Genomic DNA, 23,733 nt, shown 5'->3' on the forward strand with positions numbered 1-23,733 from the left:
CACTATTCGCGGAACATGTAGATGATGCCGAAGGACTCAGCAGAAAGGATGCCTGTGAGAACCCATCGACGAAACGGAGACAGCGATGTCCGACAGCCAGCAAACGGTCACGTCTGAACAGGAGATGCTCAACTGGGGACGGCTCCTGATGGACGGACTCGTGTATGCCGACCTGCTGGCAGCCCGGGACCGCGGGCCGGAAGAGAACTGGTTCGACTTCTGGATGTCCCGCGCAGATCACTACGAGAAGCTGGCGGACGAGTCACTCGCCACCGGTCACCGGATGACGGCGGGGTACTGGCTCTGGGTGGGTTCGATGGCTGCGCAGTACGCGCAGTTCTTGTGGTTCGACGAGCGCCGTCCTATCGGGCAGGACCGCAAAGTAGAGCTCTACCGCCGGGCCGCACCGCTGCTTGACCCGCCCGCCGAGCGATACGACCTGCCCATCGACAACACCACAATCGTGAGTTACTTGCGCCTGCCCAAGAGCGCCAACGGCCGCGCCGTGCCATGCGTCGTACTACTAGGCGGCCTGGAAAGCACCAAGGAAGAGAGCTACCTCTTCGAGAACCTGCTACTGGAGCGTGGGCTCGCGACGATCACATTCGATGGGCCGGGACAGGGCGAGATGCTGACCGACGTCGCATTGGCTGGCGACTTCGAGCGCTACAGCAGCAAGGTGTTGGACCACCTGAAGACCCTGCCGTCGATCGACGCGGCGCGCATCGGCGTGCTCGGTCGCAGCCTCGGCGGTCACTACGCGCTGCGGGCAGCAGCGACCGATCCACGGTTCCGGGCCTGCTTGTCCTGGGGCGGTTTCGTCCAGATGGACGATTGGGATTTCGAGACTCCGATGACCAAGCAGAGCTGGAAGTACGTCACCAATTCCGACACTCTCGAGCAGGCGCAAGTGCGCGTCCGGGACGCCATCGACATTCGTCCGGTCCTCGCGGGACTTACCTGCCCGACCTACTTCCAGCACGGCGCCAAGGATGAGTTGCCGATGTCCGAGATCGACCAGCTCAAGCAGTATGCCGTCAACGCACCTCTCGTTTTCGACATAGAGCCTGAGGGCGACCACTGCTGCCACAACCTCGGGCCAGCCCCGCGATTGCGCATGGCCGACTGGATGGCCGACCAGCTCACGTCCTGACCGAACCCAGTACCAAGGAGCAGATCAATGGTGGAAAAAATTCTGTCCGCGACGGCGTCCGAAGTGACGCTCGAGACCTGGCAACCCGAGGGCGTGACCATACTCGAAGGCGATCCCTCGGGCCGCGGCTTCACACTGCACGAGGACTTCGCTGAGGGAGCCCGCGGAACGGGCATCTTCGAGTGCGCGCCGTCGAAGACAACCTACCGACTGGAGTTCAACGAGATCATCTATGTGCTCGCGGGCGAGGCCACCATCGAGATCGAAAACGGCTCGCGCGTGGACCTCAAGGCAGGTGACTTCGCGTTCCTGCCTGCCGGACACATGTCCACCTGGACCTTCCACACCAGGTTCCGGGAGTTCTGGGTACTGGCGGACTGACGATGTCCTCATTCTTGTCTCGGATCGGCTCGCGCCGCGAGGAGTCGCCCCCCACCAGCGGTTTCGTCAACGGCGAAGTCTCCTTCTGGCACCGTCAGATCGGGATGCCGACCCCTCGTTCGGCACTGCAAGGCGACCGGCAGTATGACGTCGCTATCGTGGGCGCCGGCTATACGGGGTTGTGGACGGCCTACTACCTCAAGAGGGATCAGCCGGACCTGCGGATCGCCGTACTGGAGGGCGACTTCGCCGGATTTGGCGCTTCCGGCCGCAACGGCGGCTGGCTCAGCGCCGAGCCCCCGGGCCAGCTCCGCAGGTATGCCGCCGCGCGCGGCTGGCCGGCTGCAGCCGATCTCCAGCGTCAGATGTTCAAAGCCGTCGACGAGGTCGTTGAGGTCTGCTCGACCGAGGGGATCTCTGCCGACATCCACAAAGCGGGTGTGCTGCACGTCGCCACCAACCCCGCTCAGGAGGCCCGGCTGCGCGACCACCTTCCCCAGCTACGTGCCGCCGGATGGGGTTCCGAGGACCTAATCGAGCTCGATCGCTCCGAACTGTCGAACCGCATCCGGATACAGGGTGCAGTCGCCGCTCACTGGAGCCCGCACTGCGCACGCCTCCAGCCGGCCAAGCTCGCCGTCGGACTCGCGGCGGTTGTCGAGGGGCTGGGAGTCGACATTTTCGAGCAGACACGGGTCACCGAGATCCGGCCCAAGCAGGCTGTCACCGAGCATGGGAGTGTTTACGCGGACTATGTCATCCGCGCCACAGAGGGATTCACTGCCGGTATCAAGGGGCACCGGCGAGTGTGGCTGCCGATGAACAGCAGCATGGTGGTCACCGAGCCGCTCTCCGAGGCCATATGGGACGAGATTGGCTGGGCCTCAGCCGAACTGGTGGGAGATGGCGCGCATTCCTTCGGCTACATGCAGCACACAGCTGACGGCCGGATCGTCATCGGTGGGCGAGGTGTCCCGTACCGCTTCGGTTCTCGGACCGACGTGCGCGGCGCGACGTCGTCGGATACGCAGCATCAACTGCGTGACTTGCTTGTCCGATATTTCCCGGCCGCGGGAAAGATCGAACTCGATCATGCCTGGTCGGGTGTGCTGGGGGTGCCGCGTAACTGGTGCGCGAGCGTCCACTTGGACCGGAGGACCGGACTCGGCTGGGCTGGTGGCTATGTCGGTCATGGTGTGGCCGGGACCAACCTGGCAGGACGCACCCTGCGCGACCTGGTCCTCGGACGTGACACCGGCCTGACCCGGTTGCCCTGGGTCGACCACACGGTTCGCAACTGGGAACCCGAGCCTGTGCGCTGGATGGCGGTGCGGAGCCTGTATGTCGCGTATCGGGCTGCAGACCGCCGGGAGTTCGGCGGCTCGCCGCACACTGCCGCAATCGCGCGTTTGGCCGACCGCATCTCAGGAAGGTGAGAACTGCGATGGTCGTAAACCTGTCGTGCAAGGGCCGGCCGAGGTCGGCGCCTACGAGAGTCGATGGCGAGCATTCTTGTTCGCAGGACAACTGGACGCTCATTTGGTCGAAGGAGACCTGAATGTCATACGACGTCATTGTCGTCGGAGGTGGTTTCGCCGGCCTGCGCGCGGCACGCGATTTCGCCACGGCTGGCCGCTCCGTGCTCCTCCTGGAAGGCGGTGCTCGCCTCGGCGGACGCGCTTACACCCGTGCTTCAGAGTTGTTCCCCTCGATCCAGATCGAGCTAGGGGGCACATATTTTCACCGGCACCACCACCCCCGGCTGGTCGACGAGATCGAGCGCTACGGAATCGAGACTGCGCCGGCACCGGAGTTCACGGTGTTCCGGAACCGCCTCGGGAAGGGTGACAACAACAAGGCGTTCCCCATCCCACTGGGGGAAGGGGCACAGGCCGAGGCAGGACTGTACCGGCTGCTGCGCGACGCCCACCGCATTGACGTGACCGCTGGGCTTGAGAACCAGGGTCTCGATGACCTCGACATCCCGCTGTTGGAGTACGTCGACGCCCTGCTACTGGGACCGGTCACACGGCAGCTTGTCCTCTCCTGGGCGTGGAACATGTTGGGACAGCATCCTGCAGAGTCTTCGGCGTTGTGGGCGCTGCAGCTCGTCGCCGCACATGGCTACAGCGTGCTGGGCGTTGTCCTCGCGCTGGATGAAGTCGTCTGCGGTGGCATGCAGCAACTGGTGAGCGCGATGGCCGCTGATGTCCCCGACAGCGTCCTCGGTGCGCGGGTGACATCCGTCGAGCTACAGCAAGACGGCAGTTACGACGTGGCGTTCGACCGGGACGGGCGTTCCGAGCGCCAACGAGGGTCGCGCGTCGTTATCGCGACGCCCTTCAACACGTGGCGCAACATTGAATTCGACCCTCCGCTCACCGCTGAGCGGGCTGGGGCGCTGACAAAAGGACATGCCTGCAAGGGCCTCAAACTGATGATCCATGTCACGGGGGTGCCTGCAGGTCTTTCGTGCACGGGGGACGGGGTCTTTCCTACGTTGTACGACTACATGCAGACCCCGGATGACGGTGGGAGGCTGCTCGTTGCGTTCACCGACTCCGATTCGTTCGACCCAACCGACTCAGAAGCAGTGACCGCCGCAGTTCACCATTACATACCGGAGGCTGTCGTACATGGCTTTGAGTACTACGACTGGTCGGCCGACCCGCTCTTCGGAGGTCCGTGGGTTTCCCCGTACATCGGGCAGTTCAGCCGGATCCACAAGGGCCTCGGTGAGCGGCATGGCGAGATCTACTTCATTGGATCGGACGTCTCGCTTCGCTTCCCCGGTTACATCGAGGGCGCACTCGAAACCGCGGAAGCTGCGGTTGACGAGATTGTGCGAGGCGGCCGAGGCCAGGATGGGGAGATGACCCATCGGTAAATGTCGAGATGCCGACCACCGCCGCGAGAGTCGGGTGCTGGGTAAACAGGCGGCGGAATGTGACTACTCCGTCAGCGGCCACTCGGTGCGCAGGTCGGGCACCTGTTGGACGCAATCACCGGTGCGTCAAGCGCTGACGGAGCTGATGGCTCGAGCGAATAGGTCGCAGCGAGGGGCGGTACGGCGTGCGTGAAGTGCTTGCGGACTTGATGAGGTGGTACGACGCCGGCGAGACGGTCGGTGTGGGCACGGTCGTGGCGACGTTCCGGTCTGCGCCGCGGCCGCCCGGTGCGTCAATCCTGGTCGGGCCTGGTGGTGAGGCGGTCGGTTCGGTGTCGGGCGGCTGTATCGAGGGCGCGGTCTACGACCTGGCTGGTGAAGTGGTCGCCTCCGGGGCGGCGGTGCTGCAACGGTACGGGGTGTCCGACGATGACGCTTTTGCGGTCGGGCTCACCTGCGGCGGGATCCTGGACATATTCGTCGAGCGTATCGACCGGACCAGCTTTCCCGAGTTGGCCGCGGTGGCCGATGACATCGAACATGATCGACCAGTCGCGGTCGCCACTGTCGTGGACCACTCCGACCCGTCGTGGGTCGGCCGACGCATGGTGCTGAGACCCGATCAGGAATCGGTCGGTGACATCGGCAGCGACCGGGCCAACGCCGCAGTGACCGACGATGCGCTGGGCCTGCTAGCCAGCGGGCGCAGTGCAACGTTGACCTATGGACCGGACGGGCAGCGGCTTGATGAGGGCATGCGTGTCTTCGTGTCCGCGTTCGCCCCGCCGCCGCGAATGCTGGTCTTCGGGGCGATCGACTTCGCGGCGGCGGTCGCCAGGGTTGGGTCGTTTCTGGGCTACCGGGTGACCGTGTGCGACGCGCGGCCGGTGTTCGCCACGCATTCGCGGTTCCCGGATGCTGATGAGGTGATTGTGGACTGGCCGCACCGCTACCTGGCCCGCGAGTTCAAGGCCGAACGAATCGACGCGCGCACCGTCATCACGGTGTTGACGCATGATCACAAGTTCGACGTGCCGTTGCTAGAGGTCGCCCTACAGGCACCCGAGGTCGCCTATATCGGTGCGATGGGTTCGCGGCGTACGCACGAGGACCGGTTGGCCAAACTGCGCGATATCGGGGTGACTGAAGAGCAGCTGCAACGGTTGTCCAGCCCGCTCGGGCTGGACCTAGGGGCCCGCACCCCGGAGGAAACCGCGATCAGTATCGCTGCGGAGATCATCGCGCGACAATGGGGCGGTAGCGGCGGCCGGTTGGGCGAGACGACCGGCCGAATACACGCATGAAGGAGATCGTTCGTTTAGCGGCTGTGACCATTCGTGGTTCGAACGGTTCAGGCAGCTCTTTTCGAAGTCTCACGCCGCAAAATCGGCGTACCGCGGGCGGAAAGTACACGCCGGGACTGCTCGACCACCCGTGGTGAAAACGGGACCGAGAAACTGTCGCTGGTTGGCGGAATGACACGTTGTGATAGTTCCGGGTGTGACCGACCCGCGCTCACCTGGGAGCGCGGGTCGTCTCAGCACGTACGCGGCGCAGTGTCCAGGCTTAAACAATCGCCTGTGCGACCGCCTTTTCGAACGTAGTTGGGTCGTAGTAGGCATGCTCGGCTACGACTTTGCCACCGACGATGGTCACGACGAGCGTGGCGTACCAGGAGACCGGCACCCCGCCGGCGGGGGCGCCGGGACCGATGTACTTCGCTCGGTTGAACAGCTCGCCCGCGACATGGGTGCTGCTCGTGACAGTGGCTACGATGTCGACCTCTACCTGGCCACCGGCGAAGAGGCCGTTGTAGGCCTCCATGTGCGCTCGGAAGGCTGCCTTTCCACTCACTGGCTGGTCGGGGAGCGGCATGTCCGTGTAGACGAGGTCATCGGCATAGCAGCCGAGGAGGTTGTCGATCTCGTTGCATGACCAGGCGGCCACCACACGGCGGAAGAGCGCTTCGTTGTCGCGCGCGAGCTTGGGCGCATCCTCGAGGCCCGGACTCGGACCGATGCCTCCGCTCGCAGCGAGCTGCGTCGCGTTCGCGGCGAGGAAGGCGTCGATCCTGCCCGGTGCACGACCCGTGAGCCGCTCGACCTCGTCGTTCGTCCGGGCGACGTCGCCTGCGACGATGGTCTGGGAGATGCGTGTGATGTACGTGATGAATTCCTCGTCCAAGCCGTCGGCTCGCATGCGGGCCTCGGCGGCTGGGATCGGCTCCTCCACGGCCTCGATTGGGCCGCCTGCGTGCGCACTGATCCGCTCGGCGAGCTGATCCAGCGTGAGCGCCTCGGGGCCGGTGAGATAGACCGCCTCGCGGATGCCGACGCCGTTGACTAGCGCCGCTGCCGCAACCTCGCCGATGTCGTGTGGGTCGATCCATGCCATCGCTTGACCGCCAGTGGTCATCGCGATAACCCGACGGTCTCGGACGTCAGCACCAAAAAAGCCCTCGTCAACGAGGTCCTGCATCATCCAGTTGGGCCGCAGGATGGTCCAGTTCAACTCACTAGCCTGAACGAGGAGTTCCACGCGTCGCTCGGGAAGGTCTTCTGCGCGCGTATCGGCGGCACACTCAGACAGCAACACGAGCCGGTTGACGCCGCTACTCGCCATCTGAACCATGAATCGGCCGACCACCTCGGCGACATCCTCGGACTCGGGCTTGACCAGATAGACGCCGTCCATATCCTCAAGCGCTGGCATCCACGTTGATTCGTCGTGCCAGTCGAAGCGGACCGCCTCGACGTCGGGGGTGTCGATTTGTTCCGCGTGGCGAGAACCTGCCCGCACGGACGCTCCGCGCGCAAGTAGGCAGGCCACCACATGTTGGCCACTCTTGCCCCTGGCACCAGTGACCAGATGTGAACTCATAAACTAGGTCCTCTCATTCTCGCGGTGCGGTCACATCGCGTGACAAGAACGTGCCATGGGACTCGCCGGCACGACAACGCAAGAGATCGTAAATCGCGGTCCGCCTTTTGCGGATCCGAGCAATCCGCCCGGCGATGGGATGTATCCACGGACATCGTCCAGTATCCGGCCCTCGCCCCTGACAGGTCCGACAGCAAGGCCGCGAGGCGGTCGACGTCGTGCGTCGCACGCATGCATCCTCGCCATCGAGCCGAAGAATGCGACCAGGCCCTCGCGGTCGACGCTCTGCGGGTTCGGCAGCTTCGCTTTATGGACCTCGCCGAACGTCGCTCGGGCAAAGGAACTCTGCCAACAGGCCGGACTCCAGTCGCCGCTCATCATGTCCAGTGGCAGCCCGAAATCCTTCGGCCAGATCGTCGCGTGCAACTGTTCGACGGCCGAGATCTCCGGTGCCACCTGCCCAGTGCGCGACGTTCCAGGTCACGATGACGGCCCCGCCGGGCCGCGGCACGCGCGCAAACTCCCTCCTAGACGTGTCGGTGTCCGAACCAGTGGAAGGCCTGTGTCACGATGACCGCGTCGATCGAATCGACAGCGACCGGAAGATGTTCCGCGCTCCCGTCGAGCGCTTCTGTTTCGGCGCAGGCGGCCGCGAGCACACGTCGCATGCCGTCGTCGGGCTCGAAGGCGATTACCCGCGCGAACCGCGGTACCAGCGGACGCGTGAGCTTGCCGGTACCCGCGGCCAGGTGTGCCGCCAGGGAAGGAACGGCTCGGGGCCAGCCCTGCCGGTGACATGGCAGTTCTTCCGTGCGGTCGCACTGAGGTGGCAACAGCCGGATTACGTGCGGGGAGAGTCCAGTCATGGCTGCCAAGTTGGGCTCAGCGCTCCCGGTGAATGCTTCCTGGTAGCTGTCGCGACCGGCCCGCTCTGACGGCCAGGATATGCGACCCGGGGTATGCAGTGGCGGTCATCTCATGTCCTCGCAGATGGGGGTGTGCGAAACCGCCGGCCACGCTCGTGGCTGAGCAGGCTGCGGTCGACCTCGCCGTGGCAGTCCGCGTCGCCGATGTTCACAGGTCAAGGATGCGACGTGATCGGTATCGCATTGGGGCGAAGGCCCTATGGTTGCTGCGTGCCAGACTTCAGCCCATCTGCGTTGCGGTCCGCCCGTGTACGCGCTGGTCTGACGCAGCACGAGTTGGCGCGGCTTGTAGGGGTTTCGGGCGGTGAACGCGTCTCGGTGTGGGAGCGTGGGGAGATGGCCCCGAGGGCACGGACAGTCAGTGCGCTGGCGATCGCTTTGAATGTTTCAGTTGAGGAACTACTTGGTATCGCTTCTGAGGCACCTGATTTGCGTGCTCTGCGTAGACGGGTCGCGCTGAGCACGGCGGAAGTCGCAGAGAGTGCGTTTGTCTCGACGTCGACGTATGAGCGCTGGGAGCGAGGTGTCAGCAGCCGCATGCCAGGCGTTGACTCTCTGAGGGGCATGGCTGCGAAACTCGCTGTCGATCAGCTCGCAGTGCGGCGTGCCTTCCAACTCGCGGTCAAGAACGCAAGACATGCTTGAGTGACGAGATTGCCCGCGCGCCGAGCGACGAGCGTGGTGTTTCGATCCTTCCAACTGTCTGTCGGTCGTCCAATATTTCGACGCAGGCTCCCGCCATTAGTCACACGCGAGCGTCCGTCGGCGCGCGACCGGTTGTTCGGTGTGAGGAGAAGCCGTCAAGCCGTGAAGCCGTCAAGCCGTGGTCAAGCCAGGCGAATTTGAAGGTTCCCTGATGACGGCCTGTAGAATCATGGAAAGCCGCATGGTCGTCCGAGACAATTACCCTATCCATTTAACGAGCTGTTCACATCGATGGTCCAGAGCGCGGCCGTCGTCGAGTTGTTGAGCAGCATCGGTTGGCTTGTCACGATCACGGATATCCACGTCACATCGGTGCAACGTAGGCGGAGGGATGCGGTGACTGCGTTCTCGCCTAGGCGGTTCAGATGGTGGACCACTGCGGCGTCGTCCGGATGAAAAATGTCGATGCCGGGTACGGCCCAGTCAATGGACGAGGGTGGTGCGTCGATCCATTGAATGATGTGGCCGGTGCGTACGTCGACGATCGCGCGGTGGGTGCCGGGTTGAGCTGCTGCGTCCAGGACGCGACGCTCGAGGACCGCGAGGTGAGGAGCTTGGGGTACGTCGTCTGCAGGGCCGATGTCGTGGGTGATGCCATGCATGATGATCTGCGGGCCGTCCTCCGTGCTGTGCAGTACAGCCCGGCAGGAGAAGTGAGCCGCACGCCGGTCACCGTCATCGCAGACGACTGTCCAAACTGCCTGGTGTTCGCTCCCAGGTCTTGACTGCACGATCTTGGCAAGCGCCTCGGAAGCGTCCGGGCCGGCAGTGAGGCGGGTGAAGGCTTCGCCCATTGCTCGCTTGGTGCGCCGCTGGTCATTGGGCTGGCGGTACAGGTCGAGTAGCTCGTCGGATCCGCCCACTTCGAAGTTGGTGAGGTTGAAGTACCAGGCACCAGCGGGGTCATGAGGCGTAGCAGGTTCTGGCTCGTCCTTGTGTCCCAGCCAGAGCCAAGCGCCGTTGACCTGGCCGTCATAGGCACTGAGCGGGTGAGCAATGCATCGGCGTCCAGCAGTGTCAACCATGTCACAGGGCTCATTGGCTTCCGCGACGTGCTCCAGGGCCGTGCGTGCCATGCCGAGGGAGGTCCGGCTGCGGGCAAAGAACCGGTCCAGCGGCACCATGCTCCGTGGCCTGGAGCCGAGACCAATCAATGTAGGTGGTTTAAGACCAAAAGTCTCGACTAGACACCACTCGTGCTCAGACATACCTGCACCCCCCCAAAGGTCAGACGCGCGGAAGTCGAGTGTAACGACCGATGGTCCGCGCGAGCAGTGCCGCGATCCGGGAATCGAGGCCGGCGTATATCACCCGCGACCCATGCTGCTGGCCGCGCACGATGGCGCGAGCAATTTGGTCGGCTGATGACCGGCCGACACGACGGTCGAAGCTAGCCGACCGGTCGGCTCGGTCCTCGTTCTCGGCGAAGCTGCCGTTGCGCAGAATGTCAGTGCGAACGCCACCGATCAGGGCGGTGCTGACACGGATCCCGGTGCCTTCTTGATCCAGCTCGTTTGCCAGGGTCCGCGTGAACCCGTAGACGCCGGCCTTACTGGCAACATACGACGAGTGGCGGGGCATCGCGACGCTTTCGATGGCGCTCGACGCGGTGACGATGCTTGAACCAGGAGTGAGGTATGGCAGACACGCATGCACGGTTGCGATCGTGCCGATCAGGTTGATGTTAATGACTCGTACCAAGTCTTCGAAGGTGCTCCTGCGCACTTCTCCTGTGTGCATAACACCGGCGAAGGTAAAGACACCGTCAAGAAGTGGTGATTTTTCGACCAGGCTTGCGAGGTCGAATCGGTATGCCTCGGCCGTGACATCCAGTGCCGCTATCTTCGTTTGGCACGGCAAGTCGGCAGCTAGGCTGACGAGCGAATCCGCAGCCGTATCAACAAGAATTAGCTCTTGATAGGTGCCTGCGAGGTGTCTCGCGAGGGCGATCCCGATCCCGTCGGCTGCCCCGGTGATGAGGGCACTTCTAGGCTCCGCTGGCGACTTCTGATTGAAGGTGTGCGAGGTATTATCCCGCTGCCGCTCACGCACGTGAGTTCGGCTCTGCGCCTGTCGTCTCGGTCGGAGTCCTGAGCTAAGGATGCGGTGCCTCACGAGGCATTGCATAGCACGGTGTGTGCCCCTGGCGCTCACCAGAGGTGACTTCGTATGTCGTCCATGAGCTGGAGCGCGTGCCGGGATAGCGGCAGTCAATCCACGCGCGATCCGCGTTCCCGCCCGCGTCGGCCTCAACCAGAGGTCGCCGCTGTTGTGACACGCGCGAAATGGCCAGATGCGCGCCCTGGCCACAGGGATGGCCAGGTCCAAATGACTCGCGCCCACACCGCCGGCCGCCGATCGGATCCCGTGTCGTGCCAGAAGGCCGCATCGAACGAACGCGGTCGAAGAGGGCGGGCACTCGGTGTCGACTGTGACAAGCACTACCTCGTTCTGGCAGAGCCGCAAGCCAACGTCCTCGGAGCCGCTCCGGCGTGCATCGCGGGCAGCTGGTCTGCTCGCAGCGAGTTGGACTTCCGTCTGGGCGAGAGGCGCTGATCCCGTCCGCGAAGTGGTTGACCAGTGATGAAAAACCACTAGTGTAAAAACATCATAATTCGAGGTTGCCGCGCACGACGGGGGAGACCACAGCTTCAAGAGACTGGAGCCATGAATGAGGACAAGCACATGACAGGGACGAAGTTGAACACTCGCTGCGGCCGGTCGCTGGTCGGGGTGGCCGCAGCTGTGGCCATCGCCGCGACAGGTGGCTGCTCAAACAGTGGCGGCAGCGCGCCGTCGTCGAGCACATCGACGTCCGCGGTCTCGTCGACGCCCTCAAGCATGCCGACCTCCGCGAGCCCGTCCACGTCGACGAGCACGGACCCACTTGCCAAGAACAAGGCCGCTGCGATCGCGGCCGTCATCGCGTTCTGGAAGAAGGTCGACCAGTTAGATGCCCTACCCAAGGGTGACCTGACGTCGCTCGACCTGGTGGCGCGCGGCCAGGTGCTCGCGCAGTACCAGTACAACATCGGCGCGGCGCGCCAGCGCGGCGAGACGGCGAAGGGCTCGACGATGGTCGAGAGTCCTTCCGCGACATCGGCGGTGGACCCGCTGACCTACAAGGTGGCCGCGTGCGTCGACGTGAGCGAGGTAACGCCGTACAAGAACGGCAAGCCGCGCTCGGTGCCGCCGGGCACTTCACGCAGCGGCTGGGCTTACGGGGTTACCCAGGATCCGAAGACCCTGAAGTGGTACGTCACGACTCAGAGACAGACCGGGACATGCTGACCCGAAGACGGACTGGGGCGGGTGCTCTCGCGGCCGGGGCGGCGCTGGCCTTCGTCGGAGTTGCCGCGGCACCGTCTGCGCACGCTGCAGGTGGAGTCAGCTGCCCGCCCGGCTCGTCGTGGGACCCGACGCAGCACCGGTGCGTGATCACCATTGTGGTGCCCGGCCCGCCAGGGCCGACACCCACGCCGCCGCCGACGCCGGGACCCCCGGGAAAGAAACCGCCCCCGAACAGCAAGGAGAAGTGTGTCAACAACGCCACGGGCAAGACGATCCCATGCACCTACGGTGGGGCCTGGTGGTCGCCGGACAAGCAGTGCTACGTCAGCGTGGCGAAGCCGCAGCCGCCGAAGTCGGACGCGATCTGGGGCGGTCACACCGCCGGCACGGTCTACCAGTGCGACATGATCACCTCGCGGTTCTTCTTCTGGTCACAGACCCAGCCGGGTGGGCCGAAGGCACCACCTGACCCGGTGGCGCTGGCGCGCGAGGCCACCGCGGCGATGGACCTCAAAGCGATCACGATCGGGATCGTGCCGCGCAACGCTCGGGGGTCGGTCGGCCTGGTCGGGATGCCGCAGTGGATGTGGGTCAAGAGCCCGGCTCCGAACACCTGGGGCCCGATCACCAAATCCGCCTCAGCAGCCGGCTACACCGTGACGGCGACCGGCAAGGTCGATCACATCGTCTGGAATATGGGCGATGGCCAGCAGATCAGCTGCGCCAACAAGGGCACCCCGTACTACGACGCGGCGGGCAAGTCGAAGTCCCCGACCTGCGGGCACGACATGTACACCAAGCAGGGCACTTACACGGTGACCGCGACGAGCTACTGGGTCATCAACTGGTCGGGCATCGGCCAATCGGGAACGATCCCGGTCACCACTACGAGGACGACGACTATTCGCATCGGCGAGGCGCAAGTCCTCACTCAATGAAGAAGTAACTGGGGAGACATCATGGTCATCGCGACCGAGGAACAGCAGCAGTCGAGACGCCGGAACGCGAAGAGCCCGACGGAGGAACCGAACAGCCACGAGCAGGTGGTCGCCGCGCCGACCAAGCTCCGCAGAAGGCCGGTCCTGATCGCCGCCTCGGTGGCAGCGGTATGCCTGGGCGCACTGCTCGGCATGATGGCGTACACCTCGGCGAGCTCGGCGAAGGAGGTTATTGCGCTTCGGACGATCGTCCATCGCGGTGACGTCATCCAGCGCAACGACCTCATGACCGTCCGGCTGAGGGCAGACAGCGGTGTGACGCCAGTGTCCGGCAATGACATCAGCCAGGTCGTCGGCAAACGTGCCGCATACGACATGGCCGCAGGCGGGTTGCTCACCTGGAGCGCGGTGACCAGCACCCTTGTGCCGGCAAGTGGGCAGTCCGTCGTTGGCGTCGGTGTCACTCCGGGGCAGCTGCCAGCTATCGCCCTGCAGCCGGGAGACAACATTCGCGTGATCACAACGCCAGGCGGCCAAGGCGGCTCCACAGCGGCAACTACACGGGCTTCGACAACCGCGACGGTCGTCGATGTGCAAGCCGGGGGCAGTGCGGGTCAGCAGGTCGTCGACGTCGCCGTTCCCGACTCGCAGGCCGCCGAACTGGCCGTGCAGGCCTCAACGGGCAAGGTCGCGATCGTGCTGGATTCTCGGGAGCACTGATGGCCGTTGTGACGTTGATGTCGGCCTCGGGCTCACCCGGAGTCACCAGCACGGCCCTCGGCATGGCGGTGTGCTGGCCTCGACCGGTCGTTCTTGTCGAAGCCGACCCCACGGGTGGGAGCAGTGTGCTGGCCGGATTCTTCCGCGGTGAAGTTGCGAGCTCCCGCGGACTCATCGACTTGGCGTTGGCGCACCGCAGCGGCGCCCTTGCTGACGCGGTCGCGACGAATGTAATCCCGATTCAGGGATCGACGGTGATGCTCCTGGCTGGTGTGCGCAATCACGCTCAGTCCCGCAGCTTGGTCGACGTGTGGGAGCCCTTGCTGGCCGTGTTGCGTGGGCTCGAACGAACGGGCCAGGACGTGATCGTTGACGCGGGCCGGCTGGGGATGACCAACTCACCCGATGCGCTGATTTACGGATCCGACCTGACCCTGTTCACGACGAGGACAAATTTGCCGTCCTTGGCCGGAGCCCGATCCTGGGCGAACACTTTGCACGATGCCTTCGAGCGGCGGGGCGCGCTGCAACAACTGCGAACACTGCTGATCGGCAAAGGCCGCCCGTATGGCCCGGCGGAGGTCGCGAAAGTGCTGCAGATCCCCGTGGCCGCAACCGTTCCGTGGGAACCGGAGATGGCTGAAGTGTTCTCCAACGGCGCGCACAAGCCCCGCAAATTCGACAGCGCCTCACTGGTTCGCGGCATACGTGCGACCTGCGCGGCCGCGGAAGGAGCTATCGCAGCCAATCGCGCTGAGTTGGGCACCGCGGAGACGGGAGCACGCGCATGACCGCAAACCCCCATGAGGGGCCGAGCGACCCGACTGACCCGACCGCCATCCCAGACCCGACCGCGCTTCCACTGTTTGCCGAGCCTGAAGCTGGCGGGCAGGTCGAGTCGATCGACCATGCTCGCTCCCGGCTCAGCTCCCGGCCGGAACGGATTCGCTCGGGCGAAAACCCATTCGTTACTCCACGGCGACGCGGTGCGACCGCCCACGCCGACATTGATTGGTCGTTGGTGGCCGCGTTCCGCAAGCAGGCCTCGGACAAGCTCCTGACCGCTCTGGGTGACGAGCGAGTTGGCCTGGACGAGCGGTCGCGGCGGGAGCTTGGCCGCACGATCATCCTCGAACTCCTGGAGGACTCCGCGCAGGACGCCGTTGCGGACGGAGACAACGCGTGGACTCTCGACGAGCAGCAGCGGCTCGCGGAAGCCATCTATAACGCATTGTTCGGGCTGGGGCGTCTGCAACCGATTGTCGATGACGACGAGGTCGAGAACGTCGAAATCTACGGCGCCGAGGACGTGATGTTGGAGTACGCCGACGGCAGCCTTCGCGCAGGTCCCCCGGTAGCCGACTCCGACGAAGAGCTGTTGGAGTTCCTGACCTTCTTGGCATCGCGCAGTGAAGGCAACACACGACCGTTTTCCGAGGCGCAGCCGAGGCTGCATATGCGATTGGACGGCGGAGCCCGCATGGCTGCGGTTGCCTGGAACACGCCGCGTCCGGCAGTGGTGATCCGGCGACACCGGCTGCAACAGGTCGACTTGGATCAACTGCGCGACAACGGCACGCTCAGCGACTTGCAGGTCACTTTCCTGCGTGCGGCGGTGAAGGCGAAGAAGTCCATCGTGGTGGCAGGCGACCAAGGTGCTGGCAAGACCACGCTGGTGCGTGCGCTGTGCGCCGAGTTCGACCCATACGAGCGGATCGGGACGTTCGAGACCGAGTATGAGCTGCACCTGCACGAGTTCGGTAAGAAGCACCGGCGGATCGTGCCGTTCGAGGCGCGCCCGGGCTCGGGGGAGATCGGTCCAGACGGCCGCCCCGCCGGTGAGGTCACCCTCGACGAGCTGCTGTACGACTCGTTTCGGTTCAACCTGTCACGACAGATCGTCGGTGAGGTTCGCGGCAAGGAAGTCATCGCCATGATCAAGGCGATGCAGTCCGGCACAGGCTCGATCAGCACCACGCACGCTGGCAGCGCCTCGGGCGCGATCCGCAAGCTGATCACGTGCGCGATGGAAGCCGGCGCACACGTGACACCGGAGTACGCGACCCGCGCCATCGCTGAACACATCGATCTGGTCGTCTACGTGAATTTGGAAACGGGCAACGCACAAGACGGCCAGACAAAGCGCAAGCGGTGGGTCTCCGAGATCGTGGCCGTCGAACCTGGCGAGAAGGAGATCGGTTACGCCATTACGCACGTGTTCCGCCCGAGCCCCCGTGGGCCCGGGACCGCGGCGGTGCTCCCCGACCATCTGCGCGACCTGGAGGCCTTCGGTTTCGATACTCGAGCCTTCGAGATCGAGAGCCAGGGGCGAGCATGATGACGCCGTTCATCCCGGCAATGGCTGGCGCGCTGATCCTGGGTGGCGTGCTTGGCACCATCCTCGGCTTCCGCCGCACCCCCGAGAAGCCGCCTGCGCCGGCCCGGACCCGATTGCCGCTCGTGGCCAGGCTCGCACAAACGTCTCCCCAGACGCGAGCCTTGCTACTCGGCGGGGCCGGCGCAGGCCTCATCATCGCCCTCCTGACCGGATGGATCATCGCGATCGCCGCCGTCCCAGCGGCCGTCGTCGGTCTGCCCGCGCTGCTGTCATCGAAAGGTGCCGCTGCGAAGATCGATCGCCTCGAAGCACTCGAGGACTGGATCCGCTCCCTGGCCGGCGTCCTGACCGTGGGAGTCGGCCTCGAGCAGGGGCTGATCGCCACGGGCCGGTCCGTGCCCGAACCGATCGCACCCGAGGTGAATCTTCTCGTCCGGCGACTGCAAGCCCGCTGGAACACCGAGGACGCATTGCGGGCGTTCGCCGACGACCTCGATGACCCCACCGGTGACCTGGTCGCGGCGAACCTGATCCTCGGCGCACGACGCCGCGGCCGCGGCCTGGCCAGTGTGCTGGAGGCCCTCGCCGCATCCGTCGCCGCTGACGTCCGTGCCCGCCGGCAGATTGAGGCGGACCGTGCCAAGCCACGCTCTACCGCGCGGTGGGTGACGACCATCACTGCAGGCGTCCTGGTCTTCCTCGCGATGACCGGGCAGTACGTCGCCCCGTACAGAACACCGATCGGCGAAGCGATCGCCGGGCTGCTCCTGTGTGCATACGTCGCGACTTTGATCTGGATGCGCCGGATGGCCGAGGGCGAAGAGATCCCCCGGTTCATCGGGACCGAAGTGAAAGAGAACGCCGCATGATCACTACCGGATTCCAGCTGGCGTTGCTCGGTGGAGCGCTGATCGCGCTCGGCGTGGTATGTCTCGTCTGGCGGTTCATCCCAGCAGAGCCAGACCTTGCTGATGCCCTGGACAGGCTCTCGCCCGAACACGGACGCCGAACCACAACCGCACTACTGGCCGAACCCGCGGACCGCACGGAGCGCCTGGGCAGGTGGGCCATGAAGACCTTTCCGGCCGCAGCGTGGGCGCGCACCCCCACCAAAGAACTGGCGATCCTGCGGATTCCGGTGGCCAGGTTCTACGGCGAGAAGCTGATGTTTGCCGCGGTCGGCCTGGTCATCCCGCCGTTCTTCACCTTTCTGCTGGGTGTATTCGGATTCCAGCCGCCGATCGTTCTCCCGGTCATCGCCACGATCGCCCTGGCTGCCGTGATGTTCTTCATCCCAGATCTGAACGCACGCGACGAAGCGAAAAAGTCGCGAGCGGAGTTCTCTCGCGCGCTAGGCGCCTACATCGATCTGGTCGCGCTCGAGCGCAACAGCAGCAGCGGGTCACGCCAAGCGATGGAAGTAGCCGCAGCAGTAGGAGATAGCTGGGTGTTCAGACGTCTCAGCGAAGAACTCGCACGGTCCCGGTGGAACGGCGTCGCTCCGTGGGACGCCCTCAAAGGCCTGGCCGACGAACTCGGCTTGCCGGAGCTGGAGGACCTGGCCAGCATCCTGCGGCTCTCCGGCGAGGAAGACGCCCAGACCTACAACCAGCTGCGGGCACGCTCTGCGTCGCTGCGAGCCGCCATGCTCAACACCGAGCTCGCCAAGGCGAACGAGATCGGTGAACGGATGAGCATCCCGATGTCGCTTCTCGGGGTCATCTTCATGGCGTTACTTGTCGCGCCGGCCTTGCTGCGAGTCATGGGAGGCGGGGTCTGACATCGCACACCGAACCGCCCAGCCATCCCCAACCGACACCTTTGACCAACGATCACCGAACCACCAGAAAGGGCGACATCATGACCTACCTGATCGCAACACTCCACACCCTGGGAATGCGCCTGACCGACAAAGGCAATGAGCTGTCGGACCGTGCCAAGACGACCTTGCGTGAGCATGACAACGAAGCCGGCTCCCTGACGATGGAGAACGTCCTGTGGGCCGTCGCCATCATCATCATCGTCGGGATCGCCGTCGGCGCCATCACGGCATACGTCAAGTCGAAGGCCGGGACCCTGAAGTAGGCAAGAGGCGACCCAGGATGACCGTGACCAGCATCTGCGGGCGGCTGCGCCGCCGGGTTCTGCCCGCCCACGGGTCGGGTGACCGCGGTATGGCCACCATTCAGATGGTGCTCCTGCTGCCCGCCGTGCTCGCCGTCCTGTTCGCCGGGATGCAGGCCGCACTCTGGTATCACGCCAGGGCGGTCGCCATCGCAGCCGCGCAGGAGGGCGCACGTGCGGCCGGAGCACAGTACGGAACCGCCGGTGCAGGAACCGTGGAAGCCGCCGGACTCCTCGCCGATGCGGGACCAGGCGTCATTTCTGCTACCTCGGTACACAGTTCGCGCAGTGCGACCACCGCGACGGTGACCGTCTCGGGCAGCAGCATGAGCGTCATACCCGGCTGGACGATCGCCGTGCACCAGAGCGCGACTGTGCCCGTGGAACGGATCACCGGATGATGCCCATGGGACGAGTGTTGGCCAAGGCAACACATCGGCACGAAGACGAGGGCTCGGCAGTCATCGAGGCGGTGATCGGCGTACCCGCGTTCATGTTGTTCGTCGGGCTCATCATCTTCGGCGGACGGACGATCATGGCGCATCAAGCCGTGGAGTCCGCGGCCGCAGACGCGGCCCGCACGGCATCCATCGCCCGCAGTGCGGGCGACGCGAGCGGTACAGCGACGGCTGCCGGGGCCGCAAGTCTGAAAAACCAACAAGTGCAGTGCATTACGCAGAGTGTGACGGTCGACACTGCTGGCTTCAGCGCGCCCGTTGGCACCCCGGCACGGGTGACGGCAACCGTCACATGCCGGGTGAATCTGTCGGATCTGTCCATACCCGGGGTACCAGGATCCTTGACAGTCACTGAGTCGGCGACTAGCCCCATCGACACCTTCAGGGAGCGGTGATGAGGCGGTTACTTCGTACCGACCCAGAGCGCGGCTCGATCAGCGTGCTGATCATGACCGCCAGTGTGATGATGGTGATCCTGGTCGGCCTCGCGGTCGATCTCACCGGGCAAGTGCACGCCGAGCAGCGCGCCCGCGACGTCGCCGCGCAGGCCGCGCGCGCCGCCGGCGAACAGGTGACAGCCAACTCGGCGATCCGTGGCGACACCCTCAGCGTCAACACCACGCAGGCAGCCGCGGCCGCCGAGCAGTATCTCGCGGCGGCGGGGGTACACGGCAGCGTCACCGTGCATGGAAGCACGCTGACCGTGACCACGCATGACCAGTACGCGACGAAGTTCCTGTCGGTCATCGGCCTGAACAGCTTTCCGGTGACCGGACACAGCACCGCGCACCTGGAGCGGGTGCAGAACGGTGCCCGAGGTTAGGCGCACAACATGGGCGCCAAGCGGCAGCAGCCGACATCTGGCGTATGAACGGGCTCGCCGAGAGAGGAACAGACGAACGATGAACAACATTCGCCAACGTGCCGCAGGGCTCATGGCCCTCTTGGCGATCGTCGGGATCGTCGTCGCGCTGCCGCTGGTTCTTCTGGCTGTCGGTGCCGACCCGTTGCCGCACACCGTCCCGTCCTGGGAGACGATTCGCACCACGCTGATTAGCCCGGACGATGGCACGCTGGCGCTCAGCGTCATCAAGATCATTGCCTGGGCAAGCTGGGCATTCCTCAGCCTGTCGATTCTGGTGGAAGTGGTGTCGCGGATCCGCGGCATCCACGCTCCCACCTTACCGGGCTTGCGCATGCCGCAGTCCGCGGCCCGCGGCCTGGTCGGCGCCGCGATCATGCTCTTCGCGGCATCCCCGGTTGTGGCGCAGGCCGCGAACGCGGCACCCTTGCCGGCGCACCAGGTCGCGACTGCATCCACCCATGCCACCGTCGACACGCACACCGCCAAAGCGGAGCACAAGCGATCGGAGCGCGCAGCAGCAGCCCCGGAGGCACGCTCACCGAGCGCGCCGACGGTGAAATACACCGTGCAACGCGGCGACAGCCTGTGGTCGATCGCCCGGGAGTACCTGGGCTCGGGACAGAGGTACACCGAGATCGCAGCGGTCAACCACCAGACACTCGGCGACAACCCGGGCTTCCTGAAGCCCGGGTGGGTGCTGCTGGTCCCGGACGAGAGCGGGCCGCCTGCCCACGAGCATGTCGTGACCGTCAAGCCGGGCGACACCCTCAGCGGCATCGCCGAACACGAGCTCGGCGATGCCGACCAGGTTCCCGAGATCGTCGCCGCCACAGCTCAGACGATCCAGCCGGGCGGGGCGCACCTGACCAACCCGAACCTCATCGAGCCGGGATGGAAAATCGTCATACCCGGTAGGACCGGTGCAACCAACCACCCCAAGTTGTCGCGCCCGACAGGCCACGCCACCCCGCGCAACTCGCCGCGGCGTCATACTCCGCCCGCGTCATCTGCGCCCGCAGCACCGAGCGTTCAGCCGCCGGCCACGCAGCCGGCGCAGCCCCTTCCGGTGACACCGACGCCACCGGCGCACGTCCCGTCAGGCGACAGCACACCACGGGGAAATGACGTACACCAGGCCGCAGCCGCAGGAGTCCACCAGGAATCCACGGCGCCCTGGATGCTGACTGGCCTGACTGGCGCTGGGATGGTCCTGGCCGGGGGACTGTGGATGGCCCTGCGCCGCCGCCGCGCAGCACAGTTCCGCGCCCGGCGCCCCGGAAAGACGATCGCCGTCCCGCCGCCGGAACTCGCCGCGGTGGAGAAGACGATCGTCACCGTGAGCGCGCAGGCAGTGCCGATGGTGGTCCAGATCGACGCCATCCTGCGTCATCTCGCTGTGCAGACCCAGGACGACACGATGCCGTCCATCGCTGCCCTGCAGTGGACCCCGGAGCAGACCGTGCTGCACCTGAGCGACGCGGCCACCCTGCCCGTCCCGTGGACAGGGACCGACGACGGGTTGCACTGGACGATGACCGCCGAAGCGGCCGATGGCCTGGTCACGGGCAGCGACGACGAGTATGACGACCGGGCCGCCCCATTGCCCATGCTGGTCGCCATCGGCAGCGGCGACGAGGGCGACGTTTGGCTGATCAACCTGGAGGACTTCGGTGCACTGAACATCAGCGGCGATGTCGAACGCGGACGCGAATTCGTCCGCTACTTGGTGGCCGAACTCGCCGTGAATGACTGGTCCGAAGGTGTGCGTGTCGACTGCGTCGGCATCGCCGACGGCCTCGACCAGCTCGACCCCGCCAGGATCCGGCTGCACCCAGACACTGAACGGAGGGACATCGCCGCCGAACTGCTGGCCGACGCGATCGGCACTCTCGAACAGGCCGGAGGAGTCGACGTCACCACGGCCCGCGCACACCGGCACGGCGATGACGCCTGGCAGGCGCGCGTGATGATCGTCGACCTCGCCGGCCGGCAACCCAGCAAAGAACTACGTCAGGTTCTCGAGCTCATCGAAAGCCACCCGGGGCTGACCGGCACCGCCGTTCTACTCAACCGCAGCGGAGCTAGCGATGATCACCTCGTCGAGGTCGAACTGCACATCGATACCGACGGCAGGGTCTCCATGCCGGCGGTCGGCCTGGAACTCGCTGCGGTCACCCTCACGCGGGAGGAGGCGCAAGGATGCGCGCAGGTGTTCGGGCAGGCCGACGAGCCCGACACCGACATACCGGTCGCCGAAAACGCGGCCGGCTGGCACGCGTTCGTGAACGAAGCCGGAGCGTTGCGCGAGGAGTACACCCTTGAGCGGACCGCCGATGCCGACGATGCCCACAGCGTGCTCGCCGGGGATGACCAGGAGTACGTCACACTGGCCGCAACGACACCGGAGGATCTGGCCGTCCTGGCGCCCAAGATCCCGGACGCCGTCCGGGATCAGCTGCACGAGACCGACCCGGACCTGGACGCCGACGTCGAGGCATGGTTCAGCGATGACTGTGCGAGACCACGGCTCAGCGTGCTCGGCCCGGTCTCGGCTCGCACCCGCGGCGATGCCGTCGCAGTGGCTAAACGCAAGGCGTACTACACCGAACTACTCGCCTACCTCGTGACACGCCCTGCTGGCGTGACTCCGGCCCAGCTGGGGGAGGTCTTCAACATCGCCGACGGCACCGTCAGGCGTGACGTCAATACGCTGCGGGAATGGCTGGGCACCGATCCCGTGACCGGACAGAAATACCTTCCCGGAGCCAAGGAGTCCGCGGCGGCCAGGGAGCGTGGGATGGGCGTCTATCAGGTCAGTGGTGTTCTCTTCGACGGCGACCTGTTCCGCCGGTTGCGGGCACGCGGCGAGGCCAGAGGCGCTGACGGCATGCAAGACCTGCGCCGTGCCCTGACACTCGTCTCCGGCATCCCGTTCGACCAACTGCGCACCGGTGGTGGAGCCTGGCTGACCGAGGGAGACCGGCTCGACCATCACATGGTGTGCGGCATCGTCGACGTCGCACACATGGTCACCACCGAGGCGCTACGCAACGGCGATGTCACCACCGCGCGAGCAGCCGCCGAAACCGCCGCCCTTGCGGCCCCTCGCGAGGAGATCCCGCGCCTTGACCTCGCGGCCGTCGCCGCCGCAGAGGGACACAACGCGGAGGCGGAACGCATCCTGCGCGCCGGCGTGGTCAACCGTTCGGACGACGGACTGGCACCCACGGAGCTATCAGAGCGCACGGAAACGATCATCCGCAACCGCAACTGGCTGAACCCTGACAAAGCCGCCAGCTGATGCCGGGCCAACGATGCGACCCCACCCCGGAACAAGTTCCGGCCGCGGTGAGGGTGCACAAGATCTCTGGCGACCTGGCGCAGATGGACAACGTCGACGCCCTGGTCAACCCCTGGAACCGCAACTACATGCCGCGCTGGCTGCTGTTCCCCGGCGGGGTGAGCAGGGCATTGAAACGCCGCACCGGACCCGGGCCGTGGAAACAGCTCGCCCGCGCCGGGGTTCTCCCCGTGGGCGGGTGCGTGATCACGGATGCGGGGCACCTGAGCGAACACACCAAACTCATCCACGTCGCCGGACTGAATCTGGTCTGGAGAGCCACCGAGGCGACGGTCGATGCGTCGGTGCACACCGTCATACGGGCAGCGGTCGCCCACCAGATGCACCGCATCGCGATGCCGCTGATCGGGTCCGGGTCCGGCGGCCTGGACCGTGCGTCATCCCTGCACTGCATCCAAAAAGCACTCGGCAACTACACCCACGGACACCCGATCGACGTCCTCGTCGTCGAGCACGACGACGCGTTTGATCACCTCTGACCGGCCCGCTACAGGCCCGGCTGTCAGGGCGGCTGTGCACGATGGTGCATCGTCGGGTGAATCGGGGAGGACCACCATGCAGGTACAGCCGTCGTTCTGGGCTCGGATGTTCGGGCACGACTGGGTCGCTACCCCCGACGGCCCGCGGCTGCGAGTCAGCTGGCCGACCATGGGGTGGCACATCCTCGCCGGCGCGGCGCTACGGGAGCGCACCATCGACCGAGCAT

23 protein-coding genes are annotated in these 23,733 nt (G+C 65.4%); 19 read left to right on the forward strand and 4 right to left on the reverse strand.

Annotation, left to right across the window (positions count from 1 at the left end; all coding sequences use genetic code 11):
* Positions 1-85: 85 nt before the first annotated feature.
* The 5 genes from IEX71_RS04710 (at position 86) to IEX71_RS04730 (ending at position 5,725) form a co-directional block, all read left to right on the forward strand.
* Positions 86-1,153, forward strand: a complete 1,068-nt coding sequence (locus IEX71_RS04710) for an alpha/beta hydrolase (protein WP_188835742.1) — start codon at positions 86-88, stop codon at positions 1,151-1,153.
* 27 nt (positions 1,154-1,180) lie between these two features.
* The gene (locus IEX71_RS04715; RefSeq protein WP_188835743.1) at positions 1,181-1,534 is read left to right on the forward strand and encodes a cupin domain-containing protein; all 354 of its coding nucleotides are present in this window, start codon (positions 1,181-1,183) and stop codon (positions 1,532-1,534) included.
* A 2-nt stretch (positions 1,535-1,536) separates the two neighbouring features.
* Positions 1,537-2,970, forward strand: coding sequence for an NAD(P)/FAD-dependent oxidoreductase (locus IEX71_RS04720; RefSeq protein WP_188835744.1), 1,434 nt, complete (start codon positions 1,537-1,539; stop codon positions 2,968-2,970).
* A gap of 122 nt (positions 2,971-3,092) precedes the next feature.
* A complete protein-coding gene (locus IEX71_RS04725; RefSeq protein ID WP_188835745.1) occupies positions 3,093-4,421 on the forward strand; it encodes a flavin monoamine oxidase family protein in 1,329 nt (442 codons plus the stop codon).
* A gap of 185 nt (positions 4,422-4,606) precedes the next feature.
* On the forward strand, positions 4,607-5,725 hold the full coding sequence (locus IEX71_RS04730; RefSeq protein ID WP_188835746.1) for an XdhC family protein: 1,119 nt from the start codon (positions 4,607-4,609) through the stop codon (positions 5,723-5,725).
* A gap of 262 nt (positions 5,726-5,987) precedes the next feature.
* Here IEX71_RS04730 and IEX71_RS04735 read toward each other — a convergent pair whose 3' ends face one another.
* Positions 5,988-7,301, reverse strand: a complete 1,314-nt coding sequence (locus tag IEX71_RS04735) for an NAD(P)H-binding protein (RefSeq protein WP_188835747.1) — start codon at positions 7,299-7,301, stop codon at positions 5,988-5,990.
* Positions 7,302-7,828: 527 nt separating this feature from the next.
* Positions 7,829-8,167, reverse strand: coding sequence for a class I SAM-dependent methyltransferase (locus IEX71_RS22795; RefSeq protein ID WP_188835748.1), 339 nt, complete (start codon positions 8,165-8,167; stop codon positions 7,829-7,831).
* Between the two features lie 204 nt (positions 8,168-8,371).
* Between IEX71_RS22795 and IEX71_RS22800 the strand changes: the two genes are divergently transcribed.
* Complete coding sequence (locus IEX71_RS22800) at positions 8,372-8,872, forward strand: helix-turn-helix domain-containing protein (RefSeq protein ID WP_373284550.1); 501 nt, start codon at positions 8,372-8,374, stop codon at positions 8,870-8,872.
* Between the two features lie 263 nt (positions 8,873-9,135).
* On the opposite strand, the gene IEX71_RS04750 is transcribed toward IEX71_RS22800, so the two are convergent.
* Together IEX71_RS04750 and IEX71_RS04755 are read right to left on the reverse strand one after the other, a co-directional pair.
* On the reverse strand, positions 9,136-10,140 hold the full coding sequence (locus IEX71_RS04750) for a GAF domain-containing protein (RefSeq protein ID WP_188835750.1): 1,005 nt from the start codon (positions 10,138-10,140) through the stop codon (positions 9,136-9,138).
* A gap of 19 nt (positions 10,141-10,159) precedes the next feature.
* Positions 10,160-10,984, reverse strand: a complete 825-nt coding sequence (locus tag IEX71_RS04755) for an SDR family NAD(P)-dependent oxidoreductase (RefSeq protein ID WP_188835751.1) — start codon at positions 10,982-10,984, stop codon at positions 10,160-10,162.
* 693 nt (positions 10,985-11,677) lie between these two features.
* Here IEX71_RS04755 and IEX71_RS04760 point away from each other — a divergent pair.
* From IEX71_RS04760 to IEX71_RS04820, 13 genes are all read left to right on the forward strand, one after another.
* Positions 11,678-12,223 carry a hypothetical protein gene (locus IEX71_RS04760; protein WP_188835752.1) on the forward strand — a complete coding sequence of 182 codons (546 nt, stop codon included), beginning with the start codon at positions 11,678-11,680 and terminating at the stop codon, positions 12,221-12,223.
* Between the two features lie 143 nt (positions 12,224-12,366).
* On the forward strand, positions 12,367-13,161 hold the full coding sequence (locus tag IEX71_RS04765) for a hypothetical protein (RefSeq protein WP_188835753.1): 795 nt from the start codon (positions 12,367-12,369) through the stop codon (positions 13,159-13,161).
* Between the two features lie 21 nt (positions 13,162-13,182).
* A complete protein-coding gene (locus tag IEX71_RS04770; RefSeq protein WP_188835754.1) occupies positions 13,183-13,881 on the forward strand; it encodes an SAF domain-containing protein in 699 nt (232 codons plus the stop codon).
* On the forward strand, positions 13,881-14,672 hold the full coding sequence (locus IEX71_RS04775; RefSeq protein WP_188835755.1) for a hypothetical protein: 792 nt from the start codon (positions 13,881-13,883) through the stop codon (positions 14,670-14,672). Before IEX71_RS04770 ends, IEX71_RS04775 begins: the two co-directional genes overlap by 1 nt.
* Positions 14,669-16,219 carry a TadA family conjugal transfer-associated ATPase gene (locus IEX71_RS04780; protein WP_188835756.1) on the forward strand — a complete coding sequence of 517 codons (1,551 nt, stop codon included), beginning with the start codon at positions 14,669-14,671 and terminating at the stop codon, positions 16,217-16,219. The genes IEX71_RS04775 and IEX71_RS04780 overlap by 4 nt, the downstream gene beginning before the upstream one ends.
* A complete protein-coding gene (locus tag IEX71_RS04785; RefSeq protein ID WP_229749459.1) occupies positions 16,216-17,088 on the forward strand; it encodes a type II secretion system F family protein in 873 nt (290 codons plus the stop codon). The genes IEX71_RS04780 and IEX71_RS04785 overlap by 4 nt, the downstream gene beginning before the upstream one ends.
* On the forward strand, positions 17,085-17,999 hold the full coding sequence (locus IEX71_RS04790; protein WP_229749460.1) for a hypothetical protein: 915 nt from the start codon (positions 17,085-17,087) through the stop codon (positions 17,997-17,999). Before IEX71_RS04785 ends, IEX71_RS04790 begins: the two co-directional genes overlap by 4 nt.
* An 80-nt stretch (positions 18,000-18,079) precedes the next feature.
* Positions 18,080-18,304, forward strand: coding sequence for a hypothetical protein (locus IEX71_RS04795; RefSeq protein WP_188835757.1), 225 nt, complete (start codon positions 18,080-18,082; stop codon positions 18,302-18,304).
* 17 nt (positions 18,305-18,321) lie between these two features.
* The gene (locus tag IEX71_RS04800; RefSeq protein ID WP_188835758.1) at positions 18,322-18,744 is read left to right on the forward strand and encodes a TadE/TadG family type IV pilus assembly protein; all 423 of its coding nucleotides are present in this window, start codon (positions 18,322-18,324) and stop codon (positions 18,742-18,744) included.
* The gene (locus IEX71_RS04805; protein WP_229749461.1) at positions 18,741-19,196 is read left to right on the forward strand and encodes a TadE family protein; all 456 of its coding nucleotides are present in this window, start codon (positions 18,741-18,743) and stop codon (positions 19,194-19,196) included. Before IEX71_RS04800 ends, IEX71_RS04805 begins: the two co-directional genes overlap by 4 nt.
* Positions 19,196-19,624: a pilus assembly protein TadG-related protein gene (locus IEX71_RS04810; RefSeq protein ID WP_188835759.1), complete on the forward strand. Its 429-nt coding sequence runs from the start codon at positions 19,196-19,198 to the stop codon at positions 19,622-19,624. Before IEX71_RS04805 ends, IEX71_RS04810 begins: the two co-directional genes overlap by 1 nt.
* Positions 19,625-19,703: 79 nt before the next feature.
* Complete coding sequence (locus IEX71_RS04815) at positions 19,704-22,967, forward strand: LysM peptidoglycan-binding domain-containing protein (protein WP_188835760.1); 3,264 nt, start codon at positions 19,704-19,706, stop codon at positions 22,965-22,967.
* Positions 22,968-23,014: 47 nt separating this feature from the next.
* On the forward strand, positions 23,015-23,506 hold the full coding sequence (locus IEX71_RS04820) for a macro domain-containing protein (protein ID WP_229749463.1): 492 nt from the start codon (positions 23,015-23,017) through the stop codon (positions 23,504-23,506).
* Positions 23,507-23,733: the final 227 nt, after the last annotated feature.

Origin of the sequence: Flexivirga endophytica (assembly GCF_014640635.1) — a bacterium.
Lineage (GTDB): Bacteria > Actinomycetota > Actinomycetes > Actinomycetales > Dermatophilaceae > Flexivirga > Flexivirga endophytica.

Excerpts from the sequence above, each read along its gene's own strand:
- IEX71_RS04725 (WP_188835745.1), top strand. The coding sequence starts at position 3,093 with ATGTCATACGACGTCATTGTCGTCGGAGGTGGTTTCGCCGGCCTGCGC.
- IEX71_RS04800 (WP_188835758.1), top strand. The coding sequence starts at position 18,322 with ATGACCGTGACCAGCATCTGCGGGCGGCTGCGCCGCCGGGTTCTGCCC.
- IEX71_RS04810 (WP_188835759.1), top strand. The coding sequence starts at position 19,196 with ATGAGGCGGTTACTTCGTACCGACCCAGAGCGCGGCTCGATCAGCGTG.
- IEX71_RS04750 (WP_188835750.1), bottom strand. The coding sequence starts at position 10,140 with ATGTCTGAGCACGAGTGGTGTCTAGTCGAGACTTTTGGTCTTAAACCA.
- IEX71_RS04710 (WP_188835742.1), top strand. The coding sequence starts at position 86 with ATGTCCGACAGCCAGCAAACGGTCACGTCTGAACAGGAGATGCTCAAC.
- IEX71_RS04780 (WP_188835756.1), top strand. The coding sequence starts at position 14,669 with ATGACCGCAAACCCCCATGAGGGGCCGAGCGACCCGACTGACCCGACC.
- IEX71_RS04790 (WP_229749460.1), top strand. The coding sequence starts at position 17,085 with ATGATCACTACCGGATTCCAGCTGGCGTTGCTCGGTGGAGCGCTGATC.
- IEX71_RS04735 (WP_188835747.1), bottom strand. The coding sequence starts at position 7,301 with ATGAGTTCACATCTGGTCACTGGTGCCAGGGGCAAGAGTGGCCAACAT.
- IEX71_RS04795 (WP_188835757.1), top strand. The coding sequence starts at position 18,080 with ATGACCTACCTGATCGCAACACTCCACACCCTGGGAATGCGCCTGACC.
- IEX71_RS04805 (WP_229749461.1), top strand. The coding sequence starts at position 18,741 with ATGATGCCCATGGGACGAGTGTTGGCCAAGGCAACACATCGGCACGAA.
- IEX71_RS04770 (WP_188835754.1), top strand. The coding sequence starts at position 13,183 with ATGGTCATCGCGACCGAGGAACAGCAGCAGTCGAGACGCCGGAACGCG.
- IEX71_RS04815 (WP_188835760.1), top strand. The coding sequence starts at position 19,704 with ATGAACAACATTCGCCAACGTGCCGCAGGGCTCATGGCCCTCTTGGCG.
- IEX71_RS04775 (WP_188835755.1), top strand. The coding sequence starts at position 13,881 with ATGGCCGTTGTGACGTTGATGTCGGCCTCGGGCTCACCCGGAGTCACC.
- IEX71_RS22800 (WP_373284550.1), top strand. The coding sequence starts at position 8,372 with ATGTTCACAGGTCAAGGATGCGACGTGATCGGTATCGCATTGGGGCGA.
- IEX71_RS04720 (WP_188835744.1), top strand. The coding sequence starts at position 1,537 with ATGTCCTCATTCTTGTCTCGGATCGGCTCGCGCCGCGAGGAGTCGCCC.
- IEX71_RS04715 (WP_188835743.1), top strand. The coding sequence starts at position 1,181 with ATGGTGGAAAAAATTCTGTCCGCGACGGCGTCCGAAGTGACGCTCGAG.
- IEX71_RS04785 (WP_229749459.1), top strand. The coding sequence starts at position 16,216 with ATGATGACGCCGTTCATCCCGGCAATGGCTGGCGCGCTGATCCTGGGT.
- IEX71_RS22795 (WP_188835748.1), bottom strand. The coding sequence starts at position 8,167 with ATGACTGGACTCTCCCCGCACGTAATCCGGCTGTTGCCACCTCAGTGC.